We start from the raw sequence: 16,544 nt of genomic DNA on the forward strand, positions 1-16,544 counted from the left end.
CCAAAGCCGCGACACGGCCCCGCCTGCCAGGGAAAATGCACGCACAAGGGGAAGGGTCGGACAGAAACCTGACGGTTGAGTAAGGTTCGGTGCCTTGATCTCCACCAAATCTGTACGACCCGTTCAGCGCCGGTGCAGCCGCTCCCCGCCCGCCAGAATCGCCGCTGCCAGCGCGTCCGCGGCTCCCTTCGCCGCCGTCCGCCGCGCGCCGTGGACCAGTACGAAGTCCACCTGCCCCAGTTCCGGCAGCCCCGCCCGCTCGGGCATCCGCACCAGCCCCGGCGGGATCAGCCCCCGCGAATGCGCCATCACACCCAGCCCGGCCCGAGCCGCCGCGATCAAGCCATTGAGACTGCCGCTGGTGCACACGATCCGCCACTCCCGCCCCTGCCGCTCCAGCGCCTCCAGCGCCCGGGCCCGGGTGATCCCCGGCGGCGGATACACGATGAGCGGCACCGGCCGGTCCGGCTCCAGCCGCAGCCGCTCCGCCCCGATCCACACCAGCCGGTCGCTCCACACCGGCTCACCCCGCGGATCCTCGGGCCGCCGCTTGGCGAGCACGAGATCGAGCTTCCCGGCGGCCAACTGCTCGTGCAGCGTCCCCGACAGCTCCACGGTCAGCTCCAGATCGACCTCCGGATGCTCGTACCGAAAGCCCTCCAGGATCTCCGGCAGTCGGGTCAGTACGAAGTCCTCCGACGCCCCGAACCGCAGCCGCCCCCGCAGCCGGGTCCCGGTGAAGAACGCCGCCGCCTGCTCGTGCACCTCCAGGATCCGCCGCGCGAACCCCAGCATGGCCTCGCCGTCCTCGGTCAGCTCCACGGAGTGGGTGTCCCGCGCGAACAGCTGCCGCCCCGTCGCGTCCTCCAGCCTCCGCACATGCTGGCTGACCGTCGACTGCCGCAGCCCCAGCCGCCGCGCCGCCTGCGTGAAGCTCAGCGTCTGGGCCACGGCCAGAAAGGTCCGCAGATGAGAGGGCTCGTACACACCCCCAGGCTATCGCCGTACGCGATAGCAGTCAGAGCGGTATACGGGATTCCCGATCAGCACTCGTCGGAGCACGATGGAGAGGGCACGCCCGTGCCCGGGAACCACCCGCGAGTGAAGTAGTGGAGCACAGTGAAACGCCTGCGCTGGCCGCGTCGCATGCCGATCGACCCGTACCTCCTGCTCCTGCTCGGGACGGTGGGCCTCGCGGCACTGCTCCCGGCCCGCGGCACGGGCGCCGACGTGGCCTCCGGCGCCTCCACAGCGGCGATCGCCCTGCTGTTCTTCCTCTACGGAGCCCGCCTCTCCACCCGCGAGGCCCTGGACGGCCTGCGCCACTGGCGCCTGCACATCACCATCCTGGCCAGCACCTTCATCGCCTTCCCCCTCCTCGGCCTGGCGGCCCGCGTCACGGTCCCCACCCTCCTCACGGACCCCCTCTACCAGGGCCTGCTCTTCCTCACCCTGGTCCCTTCGACCGTCCAGTCCTCCATCGCCTTCACCTCCATAGCGCGCGGCAACGTCCCCGCGGCCATCTGCGCGGGCTCGTTCTCCTCCCTGGTCGGCATCGTCGCCACCCCGCTCCTCGCGGCAAGCCTGCTGGGGAGCACGGGCGGCGGCTTCTCCGGCGACACCCTGCTGAAGATCGTGCTGCAACTCCTGGTCCCGTTCCTGGCCGGCCAACTCCTGCGCCCCTGGATCGGCACCTTCGTCCACCGCCACAAGAAGATCCTCGGGCTGGTCGACCGCGGCTCGATCCTCCTGGTCGTCTACACCGCCTTCAGCGAGGGCATGGTCGCGGGCGTCTGGAGCCGGGTGAGCCCGGCACGCCTCGCCGCCCTGCTGGGAGTGGAAGCCGTCCTCCTGGCGGCGATGCTCGCCCTGACCTGGTACGGAGCCAAAGCCCTGCGCTTCAACCGCGAGGACCGGATCGCCATCCAGTTCGCCGGCTCCAAGAAGTCCCTGGCCGCAGGCCTGCCCATGGCAGGCGTCCTCTTCGGCGCCCAGGCCTCCCTCGCCGTCCTCCCACTCATGCTCTTCCACCAGATGCAGCTCATGGTCTGCGCGGTCATCGCCAAGCGCCGCGCCCGCGACCCCGAGATCACCGCGCAGGACCCAGCCGCAGCGTCACGAACCGCGGTCGGTACAGGGCCACGTTCCGGCTGAGCTGCGCCGCGGCGCCGTTCGTCTCCAGCCAGTTCACGTCGTAGCTGAGCACCAGCCGCCCGTCCCCGCTCAGCTCCGGATGGACCTGCGGGTTGTACGCGGCCACGTCCCCGTCGGGCAGGTCCGCCCGGAAGCCCTTGCCGGGCCCATGCCAGGGCCCAGTGGGCGAACAGGCCCAATAGGAGGTCACGGTCGTCAGCCCGTCCCCACCCCCGGCCATGGTGAACAGCACATACGTGGACCCGTCCCGCACGACGGAGAAAGCACTGCCCACCCCCTTCCGCTGCCCGTCCCCCAGCACGGCCCGGGGCCGCACCCCGGCGGCCCATTCCTCCCCGTCCCAGTACTCCCAGGCGGCGGGATCGCCCAGCCCGCCCTCCGGCACCCGGGCGGCATAGGCGCGCGACACCGGCCGCGACACCGCCTGCCGGTCGTCGCCGCCGAACACGTACGTCCAGCCGCCTTCCTCCACCAGCGTCGTCCCGAACAGCACCCGCTGCGACGGATCGGCGACGAGTGGCTGATCGAACACCTTCACGGTCGACTCAACCCTCAGATCGGGCAGTGACAAGGTGGCGACCTCGGTGGCGATGGGCACCCCGTAGATCCAGGGCGCCGGCCCGGCCGCCCGCACCCACAACACCACCCGCAGTACCTTCTCCTCCGTCCCCGGCCGCCGGGGCTCCACCCGAGCGGCGACGGGCCAGCGCCACTGCCCCGGCGCCGGATCGGCGAACAGCGGAGCGGGCAGGGTGCTCTCCAGCCGCCCGTCCCGCATCACCACCGCCGAGTTGCGCACCATCGGCGCCGAGGTGTCACGCCAGGCGTACGACTCACCGAACGGATTGGGCGGCCCGTACACCTGCCCCAAGTACGTGTCCGAGAACAACCACAGCACCCGCCCGTCCGGCAGCCGCACCGAGTGGGTGCCGTCACCGCCGGTCCAGTCGTCGGCGCGGGAGGCGTCGTCGCCGTAACGGGAGAACTCGGAGTTCAACCGGGAGTCGGCGCCCCAGGCCCGAACGGTACGGGCGGAACAGCCATCGTCTCCGCGGTCCTCGGGCAGCGTGGTGAGCAGGACAGCCCCGAGCACCAGAACCAGCAGCAAACTGATCCAGGTCCACCGTCCGGCAACCGCGCTACGGGGCATGCCGCTGCACGCTATCGAACGCCAGCCTGCCAACCAAGGGCGCCTGAACCCCGGCCACCGGCCCAACATCACTGAGGGCGCGTGTAAAAGGCGCAGGCCCGCTCAAGACAAAAAACAGCGTGACCCCGGTGACGCAGGGGGCGCTCCCCGCCACCCGGGGCCCAGCCGTCGTGCAGCGAGGAGAGCGTTCAGCCCCGTCCCGCCGCAGCCGGAAGGGCAACCCGGTCCTCACCCGCGTACACGTTCATGGAGCTGCCCCGCAGGAACCCCACCAGGGTCAGCCCGGCCTCCGCGGCCAGGTCCACGGCCAGCGAGGACGGCGCCGACACGGCCGCCAGTACCGGAATCCCCGCCATCACCGCCTTCTGCGCGAGCTCGAAGGACGCCCGCCCGGAGACCAGCAGCACCGTCCGTGACAGGGGCAGCTCCCCGTTCTGCAGCGCCCGCCCGACCAGCTTGTCGACCGCGTTGTGCCGCCCCACGTCCTCCCGTATGTCGAGCAGTTCCCCGTCCTCGGTGAACAGGGCGGCCGCGTGCAGCCCGCCTGTCCGGTCGAAGACCCGCTGTGCGGCCCGCAGCCGGTCCGGCAGGCTCGCCAGCACCTCGGCGTCCACACGCACCGGGGGAGTGTCGGCGATGGGCCACCGCGCGGTGGTCCGCACCGCATCAAGACTGGCTTTGCCGCACAACCCGCACGAGGACGTCGTATAGACGTTCCGCTCAAGAGTGATGTCCGGAATGGTGACGCCACCCGAGGTCTGCACATCGACCACGTTGTACGTATTGGAGCCGTCCACCGTGGCCCCCGCGCAGTAGACGATGTTCCGTAGATCCCCCTTCTCGGCCAGCACGCCCTCGCTCACGAGGAACCCGGCCGCCAGCGCGAAGTCGTCGCCCGGCGTCCGCATGGTGATCGCGAGGGGTTTGCCGTTCAGCCGGATCTCCAGGGGCTCCTCGGCGACGAGGGTGTCCGGCCGACTGGCGATCACCCCGTCCCGGATGCGCAGCACCCTGCGTCGTTCGGTGACTCGTCCCATGTCCCGATCAGCCCCGATCAGTTCCGGTTCTGGACGTGCTGGTAGCCGAAGCGGCCCTTGATGCACAGATTGCCGTGGGTCACCGGGTTGTCGTGCGGCGAGGTGACCTTCACGATCTCATTGTCCTGCACGTGGAGAGTGAGGTTGCAGCCCACTGCGCAGTGCGCGCACACCGTGGTCGTCCCGGTCTGCCGGTCCTCGTCCCAGGTGCCGGGTGCCAGGTGCCGGGTAGCGGGGGGCGGCAAGCTGTTCGACGCGTGTTCGGATGTCCGGGTGTCTGACAGAAGCCGACAACCCGGGCGCCGGTTTCCTGTGGCATCACCTGCCGCCGTACCCGTGAGTCACTGATCAGACTGGTGGATCCCGCTACCCAAGGCAACGAGGGGGAACCACCCGAATGAACGGCTCGCGCATCGCCGCGGTCGGCCACTACCAGCCGGCCAAGGTACTCGCCAACGAGGACCTGGCCCGCATGGTCGACACCAGTGACGAGTGGATCAGGTCCCGGGTGGGCATCCGCACACGCCACATCGCCGGGCCCGACGAGCCCGTGGACGAGTTGGCCGGCCACGCGGCGGCCAAGGCGCTCGCGGCGGCGGGGTACGCGCCCGGCGACATCGACCTGGTACTGGTGGCCACCTCCACCGCCGTCGACCGGTCCCCGAACATGGCCGCCCGGGTGGCCGCCCGGCTCGGCATCCCCTCGCCCGCCGCGATGGACGTCAACGTGGTGTGCGCCGGTTTCACCCACGCGCTGGCCACGGCCGACCACGCCGTGCGCGCCGGGGCCGCCACCCGCGCCCTGGTGATCGGCGCCGACAAGATGTCCGACGTGACGGACTGGACCGACCGGACGACCTGTGTGCTCGTCGGCGACGGAGCGGGGGCCGCCGTGGTCGAGGCCGCCGAGACGCCCGGGATCGGTCCGGTGCTCTGGGGGTCGGTGCCGGAGATGGGGAACGCCGTGCGGATCGAGGGTGTGCCGTCGCGGTTCGCGCAGGAGGGGCAGAGCGTGTACCGCTGGGCCACCACACGGCTGCCCGCCATCGCGCGCAGCGCCTGCGAGCGGTCGGGGCTCACGCCCGCCGACCTCGCCGCGGTCGTGCTGCACCAGGCGAACCTGCGGATCATCGAACCCCTCGCGGAGAAGATCGGCGCGGTCAACGCCGTGGTGGCGCGGGACGTCACCGACTCCGGGAACACCTCGGCGGCGAGCATTCCGCTGGCGTTCTCCAAGCTCGTGGAGCGGGGCGAGGTCTCCAGCGGGGACCCGGTGCTGCTGTTCGGGTTCGGCGGGAACCTCTCGTACGCCGGGCAGGTCGTGCGCTGCCCGTGAACCGGCGCTGAGCGGACGGTGCCGGGTCCCGGTGTGACGCCGCCAACTCCCCCTTTCACTGGCCCCGGTGTGACGCGGCCAGCTCCCCCTTTCACCGGCCCCGGTGGACCGTAGACTGTAGACGAAAGACAATCCCTGGATTGTGGTCGGACGGCTCCGGAGGGGGACCGCGATGTTGTCGGCAGGACTTCCGCAGGGGACGGTGCCGAAGCTGGAGCGGCCGGGGCCGCTCAGGGACCGTGTCTACGAGGCGCTCCTGGAACTCATCACGACCCGTGTCCTGCGCCCCGGCCAGCACCTGGTCGAGAGTGAACTCGCCGGGCACCTCGGGGTGTCGCGGCAGCCGGTGCGCGAGGCGCTGCAGCGGCTGAACACCGAGGGGTGGGTCGATCTGCGGCCCGCCCAGGGGGCGTTCGTCCACGAGCCGACGGAGGAGGAGGCCGACCAACTCCTCACCGTGCGGACCCTGCTGGAGGCCGAGGCCGCCCGGCTCGCCGCAGCCAACGCCGGGGCCGACGGGATCGCGGCGCTTGAGGAGCTGTGCGCGGAGGGTGAGCGCGCGGTGGAGGCGGACGACGTGGACGGAGCGGTGGCCATGAACGCCCGCTTCCACGCCAAGATCATGGAACTGGCCGGCAACACGGTCCTCTCCGAACTCGCCGCCCAGGTCGACCGCCGGGTCCGCTGGTACTACACCCCCATCGCCCGCGTACGGGGCAAGCAGTCCTGGATCGAGCACCGCCGGCTCATCGCGGCGATCGCCGACCGCGACGAGCGGCGGGCGACGGAACTGATGCGCGAGCACACGGAGCAGACGCGGACCTCGTACCACGCGAGCCAGCAGGGCTGAGCGGGCCCCGGGGGCGTTGGTGTGCCCGTGCGGGCGCGCCAACACCCCCGAGGTGCGGCGCATCGTGTGGGTGCAAGCCTCGCATTGACCACAAAACCCCTCGCCTTTGTCCTGTCAGTGGAAAAAGTCGAAGGGAATTCGTGCACAGATTCTTCCCAGCCACCGCGCCCGCTGCTACGTTCCCCTCGAAAGCCAGGCGACCGGTGGCCGATTGGGGCGGGGAGGGGCTCGTGAGACGGATGACGGCGCGACCCGCGAACGCCCATCAGGCCCGGCTGCTCAAGCTGTTGCGCGACGGGGGGCCCAACTCCCGGGCGCAACTGGGCGATCAGGTCGATCTGTCACGGTCCAAGCTGGCCGTGGAGGTGGACCGGCTGCTGGAGACGGGTCTGGTCGTGGCCGACGGACTCGCCGCCTCGCGCGGTGGCCGCCGTTCCCACAACATCAGGCTCAACCCGGGGCTCCGCTTCCTCGGTGTGGACATCGGCGCGACCTCGGTCGACGTCGCCGTCACCAACGCGGAACTGGAGATCCTCGGACACCTCAACCACCCCATGGACGTGCGCGAGGGCCCGGTCGCGGTCTTCGAGCAGGTCCTCGCCATGGCCGCCAAACTGCGCGCGACCGGGCTCGCGGAGGGGTACGACGGCGCCGGTATCGGCGTCCCCGGACCCGTCCGCTTCCCCGAGGGCGTCCCGGTGGCGCCGCCGATCATGCCCGGCTGGGACGGCTTCCCCGTGCGGGAGGCGCTCAGCCAGGAACTCGGCTGCCCGGTCATGGTCGACAACGACGTGAACCTGATGGCGATGGGGGAGCAGCACGCGGGCGTGGCACGCTCCGTGGGCGACTTCCTCTGCGTCAAGATCGGCACCGGTATCGGCTGCGGCATCGTGGTCGACGGCCATGTCCACCGCGGTACGACGGGCAGCGCCGGAGACATCGGGCACATCCAGGCGGTCCCCGACGGCAGGCCCTGTGCCTGCGGCAACCGGGGCTGTCTGGAGGCCCACTTCAGCGGCGCGGCGCTCGCCCGGGACGCCGAGGAGGCGGCCCAGCAGGGGCGTTCGGCCGAACTCGCCGCGCGGCTGGAGGCGAACGGCTCGCTCAGCGCCGTCGACGTCGCCGCCGCGGCAGCCGCGGGCGATGCCACCAGCCTCGACCTGATCCGGGAGGGCGGCACCCGCACCGGCCAGGTCATCGCCGGTCTCGTCAGCTTCTTCAACCCCGGCCTGGTGGTGATCGGCGGCGGGGTGACCGGCCTCGGCCACACCCTGCTCGCCGCGATCCGTACCCAGGTCTACCGCCAGTCGCTGCCGCTGGCGACCGGCAACCTGCCCATCGTGCTGGGCGAGCTGGGCCCCACCGCCGGAGTCATCGGCGCGGCCCGGCTGATCAGCGACCACCTGTTCTCACCCGCGTAACCGCACCGCATCAGGAGCCGGCGCGACCGGCTCCTGACACGAGTCACCCGAGCACATCCCGCTGCTTCGCCCTGCCCTGACACCGGTCCCGCACGTCCGCCAAGGGGAGCTCATGGCACCAGAACCACCGCTGCTCAGCATGTCCGGCATCACCAAGTCCTTCCCCGGTGTCCGGGCCCTCGACGGAGTCGACCTCGATGTCCAGGCCGGGGAAGTCCACTGCCTGCTCGGCCAGAACGGCGCCGGGAAGTCCACCCTGATCAAGGTCCTGGCGGGCGCCCACCAGCCCGACACCGGCACCATCCGCTGGCGCGGCGAGGACGTCACCCTGCGCTCCCCGATCGCCGCCATGCGTCTGGGCATCGCCACCATCTACCAGGAACTCGACCTCGTGGAGCACCTGTCGGTGGCCGAGAACGTCCACCTCGGCCATGAGCCCACGGCCGCCGGATTCGTCGTAAGGCGCAGGACGGCCCGCGAGTCAACTGCCAAACTGCTCAAGCGACTTGGTCATCCCGAGATCGATCCAGGCCGGTTGGTCGGTCAGTTGTCGGCGGCGCAGCAGCAGATCGTCTCCATGGCGCGGGCGCTCTCCCACGACGTACGGCTGATCGTGATGGACGAGCCGTCGGCGGCCCTCGACCCGGACGAGGTCGACAACCTGTTCCGGATCGTCGGTGACCTGACCGCCGACGGGGTCGCCGTCGTCTACATCTCGCACCGCCTGGAGGAAATCCGGCGCATCGGCGACCGGGTGACCGTGCTCAAGGACGGCCGGGCGGTCGCGGGGGGACTGCCCGCGAAGTCCACGCCCACCCGCGACGTCGTCGCCCTGATGACGGGCCGCAACGTCGAGTACGTCTTCCCCGAGCGGCCCGTCGGGGACGCGGCCGGCGCACCGGTCCTCCAGGTCAAGGGGCTCTCCCGGCAAGGGGAGTTCGAGCCGCTGGACCTGGAGGTGCGGGCCGGGGAGATCGTCGGGCTGGCCGGACTGGTCGGCTCGGGGCGCTCCGAGATCCTGGAGACGATCTACGGCGCCCGGAAACCGGCGACCGGCCAAGTCCTCGTCGACGGCAAGGAGTTGCGGCCGGGCAGCGTACGCGCCGCCGTCCGCGCCGGACTCGGGCTCGCGCCCGAGGAACGCAAGGCGCAGGCCCTGCTCATGCTGGAGTCCGTCACCCGCAATGTGTCGGTCTCCTCCATGTCCCGCTTCGCCCGCGCCGGCTGGATCGACCGCGGCGCCGAGCTGGGCGCCGCCCGCGCCGCCACCCGCGAGCTGTCGCTGCGGCCCGACAACCCCGCCGTGCCGGTGCGCACCCTGTCCGGCGGCAACCAGCAGAAGGCCGTCCTCGCCCGCTGGCTGCTGCGCGGCTGCCGGGTGCTGCTGCTGGACGAACCCACCCGCGGCGTCGACGTGGGCGCCCGCGCCGAGCTGTACGCGGTGGTGCGGCGCCTGGCCGACGAGGGCCTGGCCGTGCTGCTCGTCTCCAGCGAGGTGCCCGAGGTGCTGGGCCTCGCCGACCGCGTCCTGGTGCTGCGCGAGGGGCGCGTCGTGCACACCGCGCCCGCCCGCGCCCTCGACGAACACCGTGTCCTCGACCTCGTCATGGAAGGAAGCCCGGCGTCATGACGCAGCACGCGTCCCCACCGAGGGACGGCACCGGCAAGACCGCACCCGTGGCCGCACTCCCCGCCTGGCGGGGCATGATGGCCCGCGCCGACGTCCGCACCCTGTCCTTGCTCGGCGTGCTCGCCGCGCTGATCGTCATCGGCGGCATCACCAAGCCGGACGAGTTCCTGGACACCCGCAACCTCCAGCTCGTCCTCACCCAGGCGTCCGTCATCGGCGTCGTCACCGTCGGCATGACCTTCGTCATCACCTCCGGCGGCATCGACCTGTCCGTCGGCGCGATCGTCGCCCTGTCCTCGGTGTGGGCGACGACGGTCGCCACCCAGGAGTACGGCTTCGGCGGCGTGCTGTTCACGGCGGTCCTCGTGGGCGTCGGCTGCGGACTGGTCAACGGGCTGCTGATCGCGTACGGCGGGATGGTGCCGTTCATCGCCACCCTCGCCATGCTCGCCTCGGCGCGCGGACTGGCCCTGCAGATCACCGACGGCAAGACGCAGATCGTCACCATCCCCGGCATCCTCGACCTCGGGGAACGCGACGCCTATGTGCTGGGCATCCCGCCGCTGGTGATGGTCTTCGCCGTCGTCACCGTCATCGGCTGGCTGCTGCTGAACCGCACCACCTTCGGCCGCCGCACCGTCGCCGTCGGCGGCAACGCGGAGGCCGCCCGGCTGGCCGGCATCGATGTCCGCCGCCAGCGCCTGTACCTGTACCTGCTGTCCGGGCTGTGCTGCGGCATCGCCGCCTTCCTGCTGATCATCCTGTCCGGCTCGGGCCAGAACACCAACGGCAACCTCTACGAACTCGACGCCATCGCCGCCGCGATCATCGGCGGCACCCTGCTCAGCGGCGGCCGGGGCACCATCACCGGCTCCGTGCTCGGCGTCCTGATCTTCACCACGATCACCAACATCTTCGCCCTGAACAACCTGCAGAGCGACGTCCAGCAGATCGCCAAGGGCGCGATCATCGTCGCCGCCGTGCTGGTCCAGCGCCGTACCGCGAGCACGACCTGAGGAAAGGGTTCACCGCCATGCCAGAGTTCACCAGTCGCAGAGGGCTGCTGTTCGGTTCCGCCGCCATCGGGGCGGGGGCCCTTGTCACGGGCTGCACGAGCAACGAGTCCAAGGACGAACCGGCCGCCAACGACCAGCCGACCGCCGACGACAAGCCCGGCAAGCCCGTCACCATCGGCTTCGCCGGCCCCCAGGCCGACCACGGCTGGCTCAACGCCATCAACGACAACGCCAAGAACCGGGCGAAGAAATACTCCGACGTCACCCTGGAGATCACCGAGGGCTCCAACGACACCGCCGCCCAGATCGGCCAGATCGAGACCCTGATCAACAAGAAGGTCGACGTCCTGGTGATCCTGCCCGCCGACGGCAAGGCGCTCACCCAGGTCGGCCTGAAGGCGATGCGCGCGGGCATCCCGGTCGTCAACCTCGACCGCATCTTCAACTCACCCCAGGCGTACCGCTGCTGGATCGGCGGCGACAACTACGGCATGGGCCTGAACGCCGGTCACTACATCGGCGAGAAGCTCAAGGACAAGTCCGACGCCCGCGTCATCGAACTGGCGGGCCTGGACAACCTGGAGCTCACCCAGCAGCGCACCAAGGGCTTCGACGACGCCCTGAAGAACTACCCCAACATCAAGAAGGTCGCCCGCCAGGCCGCCGAGTTCACCGTCGAGTCCGGGCAGGCCAAGATGGCCCAACTGCTGCAGGCGCAGTCGAAGTTCGACGCGGTGTGGAACCACGACGACGACCAGGGCGTGGGCGCGCTGCGCGCCATCGAGCAGGCCGGACGCGACGACTTCCTGATGGTCGGCGGCGCGGGCGCCCTGTCCGCCTTCCAGGCCATCAAGCAGGACAACGGCGTGCTCAAGGCGACCGTCCTGTACCCGCCGACCATGGCCGCCTCCGCGATCGACCTCGCCCGCGCGCTCGGCCAGGGCAAGGGCGTCGGCGGACTCGCCGAGTTCGAGATCCCCGCCTCGCTGACCCTGTACTCCGCCGTCGTCGACAAGGAGAACGTCGACCAGTACATGCCAACCGGCTTCAAGTGAGCCGTGCCGACCCCAGGGCCCCGGCACGACCGGCCCCGGCCCTGGGGGAGCCACCCCCCGACGACCGCACGAGGAGGACATCCGCATGGCACAGCCGCAGCAGTCAGAAGGTGCCGAGCCCGAGAAGCCGCCGCTGCGGGTCGGCATGGTGGGCTACGCCTTCATGGGCGCCGCCCACTCCCAGGGCTGGCGCACCGTGGGGCGCGTCTTCGACCTGCCCCGGCGCCCGGTGCTGGCCGCGATCTGCGGACGGGACGAGGCCGCGGTGCGCGCGGCGGCCGACCGGCACGGCTGGGCGGCGGCCGAGACCGACTGGCGTGAGCTGATCGCCCGGGACGACATCGACCTCGTCGACATCTGCACCCCCGGCGACAGCCACGCCGAGATCGCCGTCGCCGCGCTCGCCGCCGGGAAGCACGTCCTGTGCGAGAAGCCCCTCGCCAACTCCGTCGAGGAGGCCGAGGACATGGTGCGCGCGGCGCGAACCGCCCAGGAGCGCGGCCAGTTGGCGATGGTCGGCTTCAACTACCGCCGGGTGCCCGCGACCGCGCTGGCCCGGCGGATGGTCGCCGAGGGCCGCATCGGCAAGCTGCGGCACGTGCGTGTCACCTACCTCCAGGACTGGCTGGTCGACCCGCAGTTCCCGCTCACCTGGCGGCTGCGCCGGGAACACGCGGGCTCCGGCTCGCTCGGCGACCTCGGCGCGCACATCGTGGACCTCGCCCAGTACGTGGCCGGAGAACAGCTCGCCGGGGTCTCCGCCCTCACCGAGACCTTCGTCCGCGAACGGCCACTGCCCGGCGGCGCCGTCCAGGGACTGTCCGCCGTGTCCGCCGACGGCGCCACCGGGCGGGTCACCGTGGACGACGCGGCCCTGTTCACCGCCCGCTTCCCCTCCGGCGCCATCGCCTCCTTCGAGGCCACCCGCTACGCCACCGGCCGCAAGAACGCCCTGCGCCTCGAACTCAACGGCGAGCACGGCTCGTTGGCCTTCGACCTGGAACGGCTCAACGAACTCTCCTACCACGACGGCACCGAGCCCGGCGCGCACGCCGGCTTCCGCCGCATCCTCGTCACCGAACCCGACCACCCCTACCTGGAGGCGTGGTGGCCGCCGGGCCACGGCCTCGGCTACGAGCACACCTTCGTCCACCAGGCCCGCGACCTCGTGCACGCCATCCACGAGGGACGGCAGCCCGAACCGTCCTTCGCCGACGGACTCCAGGTCCAGCGCGTCCTCGCCGCGGTGGAGGAGAGCGCCGAGAAGAACTCCGTCTACACCCCCATAGCGGTCTGAGGAGGCCCCGGTCATGCCGCGCACGTTCACGCTCTTCACCGGACAGTGGGCCGACCTCCCGCTCGAAGAGGTCTGCCGCCTCGCCCGGGACTTCGGCTACGACGGACTCGAACTCGCCTGCTGGGGCGACCACTTCGAGGTGGACAAAGCCCTCGTCGACCCCTCCTACCTGCCCTCTCGGCACGCCCTGCTCGACAAGTACGGGCTGAAGTGCTGGGCGATCTCCAACCACCTGGTCGGCCAGGCCGTCTGCGACGCCATCATCGACGAACGCCATCAGGCGATCCTGCCCGCCGACATCTGGGGCGACGGCGACCCCGAGGGCGTACGGCAGCGTGCCGCCCAGCGCATCAAGGACACCGCCCGTGCCGCCGCCGCCTTCGGCGTCGACACCGTCATCGGGTTCACCGGCTCCGCCATCTGGCACCTGGTCGCGATGTTCCCGCCCGCCCCCGAGTCGATGATCGAACGCGGCTACGAGGACTTCGCCGAGCGCTGGAACCCCATCCTCGATGTCTTCGACGCCGAGGGCGTCCGCTTCGCCCACGAGGTCCACCCCAGCGAGATCGCCTACGACTACTGGACCACCCGGCGCGCCCTGGACGCGGTCGGCAACCGGCCCGCGTTCGGCCTGAACTTCGACCCGTCCCACTTCGTCTGGCAGGACCTCGACCCGGTCGGATTCCTGTGGGACTTCCAGGACCGCATCTACCACGTCGACTGCAAGGAGGCCCGCAAGCGCCTCGACGGCCGCAACGGACGCCTCGGCTCCCACCTCCCCTGGGGCGACCCGCGGCGCGGCTGGGACTTCGTCTCCGCGGGCCACGGCGACGTGCCCTGGGAGGACGTCTTCCGGATGCTGCGCTCCATCGGCTACCGGGGACCGATCTCCGTGGAGTGGGAGGACGCCGGCATGGACCGGCTCCAGGGCGCCCCCGAGGCGCTGGCCCGCCTCAAGGCGTACGACTTCGACCCCCCGTCGGCCTCCTTCGACGCGGCCTTCGGCAACTGAACCCCCCACAGCAGTCTCCGGGGTGACGGCGCACCCCGGCGCAAGGCACCGCATGCAACCAGCCCCACTCTGGAGGCACTTCGTGCACGCGAAAGACCGCACCACCGACTCTGCCGACATCCACAGACGACACCCCGCCCTCCGCAAGGCGGTCGCCCTGATCAGCGGCGCGCTACTGGCGGGCGCGTCGCTCACCCTGGCCGCCCCGCAGGCTGTCGCCGAGGCCCCGGCGGCCGGGGCCGCCGTCGCGGCTGAGGACTTCCAGCAGGTCACCCTCGCCAAGGGGGAGCCGGAGGTCGGCGAGCCGATGTCGCTCGCCGTCCTCCCGGACCGCTCCGTGCTGCACACCTCCCGCGACGGCGAACTGCGTCTGACCGACCCCGCGGGCAACACCACGCTCGCGGGCAAGCTCGACGTCTACGCCCATGACGAGGAGGGGCTGCAAGGCATCGGCGTGGACCCCGGCTTCGCCGAGAACCGCTTCATCTACCTCTACTACGCACCCCCGTTGGACACCCCAGCCGGTGATGCCCCCGAGACCGGCACGGCGGCCGACTTCGCTCCCTTCGACGGCGTCAACCGGCTCTCCCGGTTCGTGCTGAAGGAGGACGGCACCCTCGACACCGCCAGCGAGAAGAAGATCCTCGACGTGCCCGCCTCGCGCGGAATCTGCTGCCATGTCGGCGGAGACATCGACTTCGACGCGGACGGCAACCTGTACCTGTCGACCGGCGACGACACCAACCCCTTCCAGTCCGACGGCTTCACCCCCATCGACGAACGCGCCGACCGCAACCCGGCCTTCGACGCCCAGCGCAGCTCCGGCAACACCAACGACCTGCGCGGCAAGATCCTGCGCATCAAGGTCAACGCGGACGGCTCGTACTCCGTCCCCGAGGGCAACCTCTTCGCCCCCGGCACGGACAAGACACGGCCCGAGATCTACGCGATGGGCTTCCGCAACCCCTTCCGGTTCAGCGTCGACAAGGAGACCGGCATCCTCTACGTCGGCGACTACGGCCCCGACGCCGGCGCCGCCAACCCCTCCCGCGGACCGGCGGGCCAGGTCGAGTTCGCCCGCGTGACCGGCCCCGGCAACTACGGCTGGCCGTACTGCACCGGCGACAACGACGCCTACGTCGACTACGACTTCGCCACCAAGCAGTCCGGCGCCGCCTTCGACTGCGCCGCCCCGAAGAACACCTCGCCCCACAACACCGGGCTCACCGACCTGCCCCCGGCGCAGGCCGCCTGGATCCCGTACGACGGCGGGTCCGTGCCCGAGTTCGGCACCGGCTCCGAATCCCCGATGGGCGGCCCCGTCTACCACTACGACCCCGCCCTCGACTCGCCGGTGAAGTTCCCCGAGGCCTACGACGGCGACTTCTTCGCCGGTGAGTTCGGCCGCCGCTGGATCAAGCGGATCACCAGCGACGCCGACGGCACCGTGCGGTCCATCAACGACGTGCCCTGGACCGGCACCCAGGTGATGGACATGGCCTTCGGCCCCGACGGCGCCCTCTACGTCCTGGACTACGGCCTGTCCTGGTTCGGCGGCGACGAGAACTCCGCGCTGTACCGCATCGAGTACGCCGCCGACGGGCACTCCCCGGTCGCCCAGGCCTCCGCCGACCACACCTCCGGACAGGCCCCGCTGCGAGTGCGGTTCTCCTCCGAGGGCAGCACCGACCAGGACGGCGACACCCTCACGTACCACTGGGACTTCGGCGACGGCGCCACCTCCACCAGCGCCGCCCCCGCCCACCGCTACCGCGCCAACGGCACCTACACCGCGACCCTGACGGTCAAGGACCCCTCCGGGCGCACCGGCAGCGCGAGCGTGCAGGTCGTGGTCGGCAACACCGCGCCGAAGGTGACGCTGGAACTCCCGCAGGACGGGCAGCTGTTCAGCTTCGGTGACGCCATCCCGTTCACGGTGCGGGTCAGCGACCCCGAGGACCGCAGGATCGACTGCGCCAAGGTGAAGGTCACCTTCGTCCTCGGCCACGACAGCCACGGCCACCCGGTCACCTCGGCCAACGGCTGCACCGGCACCATCCAGACCAGCGCCGACGGCGGCCACGACGAGGACGCCAACATCTTCGGCGTGATGGACGCCGAGTACACCGACGGCGGAGGCGGCGGCCAGGCCCCGCTGACCACCCACGACCAGGCCCTGCTGCAGCCCAAGCACCGGCAGGCCGAGCACTTCGGCAACGGCTCGGGCGTCTCCCTCATCACCAAGACCGGCGCCCACGGCGGCCGCACCGTCGGCGACATCCACAACGGCGACTGGATCTCCTTCACGCCGTACGCCCTCGGGAACGCCAAGTCGCTGACGGCACGCGTCTCCTCCGGCGGCGCGGGCGGCACGCTGGAGATCCGTGCGGGCAGTTCCTCCGGCACCCTGCTCGGCTCGGTGGCCGTGCCCGTGACCGGCGGCTGGGAGAACTTCCAGGACGTCACCGCCCAGTTGAGCCGGGCGCCGCGCGGCACGACCACGCTCTACCTGGACTTCAAGGGCGGCTCGGGCGCGCTGTTCGACGTCGACGACTTCACGTTCACCACCGGCTGAGGAGGCGGTAC

The 16,544-nt window shown here is 71.1% G+C and carries 13 protein-coding genes and 1 pseudogene; 10 read left to right on the plus strand and 4 right to left on the minus strand.

Annotated elements, in window-relative coordinates; translation table 11 throughout:
- Window positions 1-123: 123 nt before the first annotated feature.
- Complete coding sequence (locus ACZ7L7_RS01415) at window positions 124-987, minus strand: LysR substrate-binding domain-containing protein (RefSeq protein ID WP_285513769.1); 864 nt, start codon at window positions 985-987, stop codon at window positions 124-126.
- 159 nt (window positions 988-1,146) lie between these two features.
- Between ACZ7L7_RS01415 and ACZ7L7_RS01420 the strand changes: the two genes are divergently transcribed.
- Window positions 1,147-2,154, plus strand: a complete 1,008-nt coding sequence (locus tag ACZ7L7_RS01420; RefSeq protein ID WP_285513770.1) for a bile acid:sodium symporter family protein — start codon at window positions 1,147-1,149, stop codon at window positions 2,152-2,154.
- Here the strand turns inward: ACZ7L7_RS01420 and ACZ7L7_RS01425 are convergent.
- The 3 genes and pseudogenes from ACZ7L7_RS01425 to ACZ7L7_RS01435 all read right to left on the minus strand — a co-directional run.
- Entirely contained in the window at window positions 2,090-3,304 is a 1,215-nt protein-coding gene (locus ACZ7L7_RS01425; RefSeq protein ID WP_471428086.1) for a hypothetical protein, read from the minus strand. The genes ACZ7L7_RS01420 and ACZ7L7_RS01425 overlap by 65 nt on opposite strands.
- Before the next feature lie 188 nt (window positions 3,305-3,492).
- Window positions 3,493-4,341 carry a formate dehydrogenase accessory sulfurtransferase FdhD gene (gene fdhD, locus ACZ7L7_RS01430; protein ID WP_285513772.1) on the minus strand — a complete coding sequence of 283 codons (849 nt, stop codon included), beginning with the start codon at window positions 4,339-4,341 and terminating at the stop codon, window positions 3,493-3,495.
- 17 nt (window positions 4,342-4,358) lie between these two features.
- Window positions 4,359-4,559 (minus strand): annotated as a pseudogene (locus ACZ7L7_RS01435) (2Fe-2S iron-sulfur cluster-binding protein); the annotation flags it as partial.
- A gap of 179 nt (window positions 4,560-4,738) precedes the next feature.
- Between ACZ7L7_RS01435 and ACZ7L7_RS01440 the strand changes: the two are divergent.
- The 9 genes from ACZ7L7_RS01440 to ACZ7L7_RS01480 all read left to right on the plus strand — a co-directional run bounded on the left by ACZ7L7_RS01440 (window position 4,739) and on the right by ACZ7L7_RS01480 (window position 16,533).
- Window positions 4,739-5,677, plus strand: a complete 939-nt coding sequence (locus ACZ7L7_RS01440) for a beta-ketoacyl-ACP synthase III (protein WP_285513773.1) — start codon at window positions 4,739-4,741, stop codon at window positions 5,675-5,677.
- Window positions 5,678-5,849: 172 nt separating this feature from the next.
- The gene (locus tag ACZ7L7_RS01445) at window positions 5,850-6,527 is read left to right on the plus strand and encodes a GntR family transcriptional regulator (RefSeq protein ID WP_453608123.1); all 678 of its coding nucleotides are present in this window, start codon (window positions 5,850-5,852) and stop codon (window positions 6,525-6,527) included.
- A gap of 239 nt (window positions 6,528-6,766) precedes the next feature.
- On the plus strand, window positions 6,767-7,948 hold the full coding sequence (locus tag ACZ7L7_RS01450; RefSeq protein ID WP_093721815.1) for an ROK family transcriptional regulator: 1,182 nt from the start codon (window positions 6,767-6,769) through the stop codon (window positions 7,946-7,948).
- A gap of 112 nt (window positions 7,949-8,060) precedes the next feature.
- Window positions 8,061-9,578 carry a sugar ABC transporter ATP-binding protein gene (locus tag ACZ7L7_RS01455; RefSeq protein WP_285513775.1) on the plus strand — a complete coding sequence of 506 codons (1,518 nt, stop codon included), beginning with the start codon at window positions 8,061-8,063 and terminating at the stop codon, window positions 9,576-9,578.
- Window positions 9,575-10,594, plus strand: coding sequence for an ABC transporter permease (locus ACZ7L7_RS01460; protein WP_471591604.1), 1,020 nt, complete (start codon window positions 9,575-9,577; stop codon window positions 10,592-10,594). The genes ACZ7L7_RS01455 and ACZ7L7_RS01460 overlap by 4 nt, the downstream gene beginning before the upstream one ends.
- Window positions 10,595-10,611: 17 nt before the next feature.
- Window positions 10,612-11,649: a substrate-binding domain-containing protein gene (locus tag ACZ7L7_RS01465; protein ID WP_472074350.1), complete on the plus strand. Its 1,038-nt coding sequence runs from the start codon at window positions 10,612-10,614 to the stop codon at window positions 11,647-11,649.
- An 85-nt stretch (window positions 11,650-11,734) separates the two neighbouring features.
- Window positions 11,735-12,946, plus strand: a complete 1,212-nt coding sequence (locus tag ACZ7L7_RS01470; RefSeq protein WP_453608111.1) for a Gfo/Idh/MocA family protein — start codon at window positions 11,735-11,737, stop codon at window positions 12,944-12,946.
- 13 nt (window positions 12,947-12,959) lie between these two features.
- Window positions 12,960-13,958: a sugar phosphate isomerase/epimerase family protein gene (locus ACZ7L7_RS01475; protein ID WP_285513779.1), complete on the plus strand. Its 999-nt coding sequence runs from the start codon at window positions 12,960-12,962 to the stop codon at window positions 13,956-13,958.
- Between the two features lie 82 nt (window positions 13,959-14,040).
- Window positions 14,041-16,533 (plus strand): PQQ-dependent sugar dehydrogenase, encoded by a 2,493-nt coding sequence (locus ACZ7L7_RS01480; RefSeq protein WP_472074352.1) that lies wholly within the window; start codon window positions 14,041-14,043, stop codon window positions 16,531-16,533.
- Window positions 16,534-16,544: the final 11 nt, after the last annotated feature.

This window comes from Streptomyces sp. NPDC110618 (assembly GCF_055657065.1).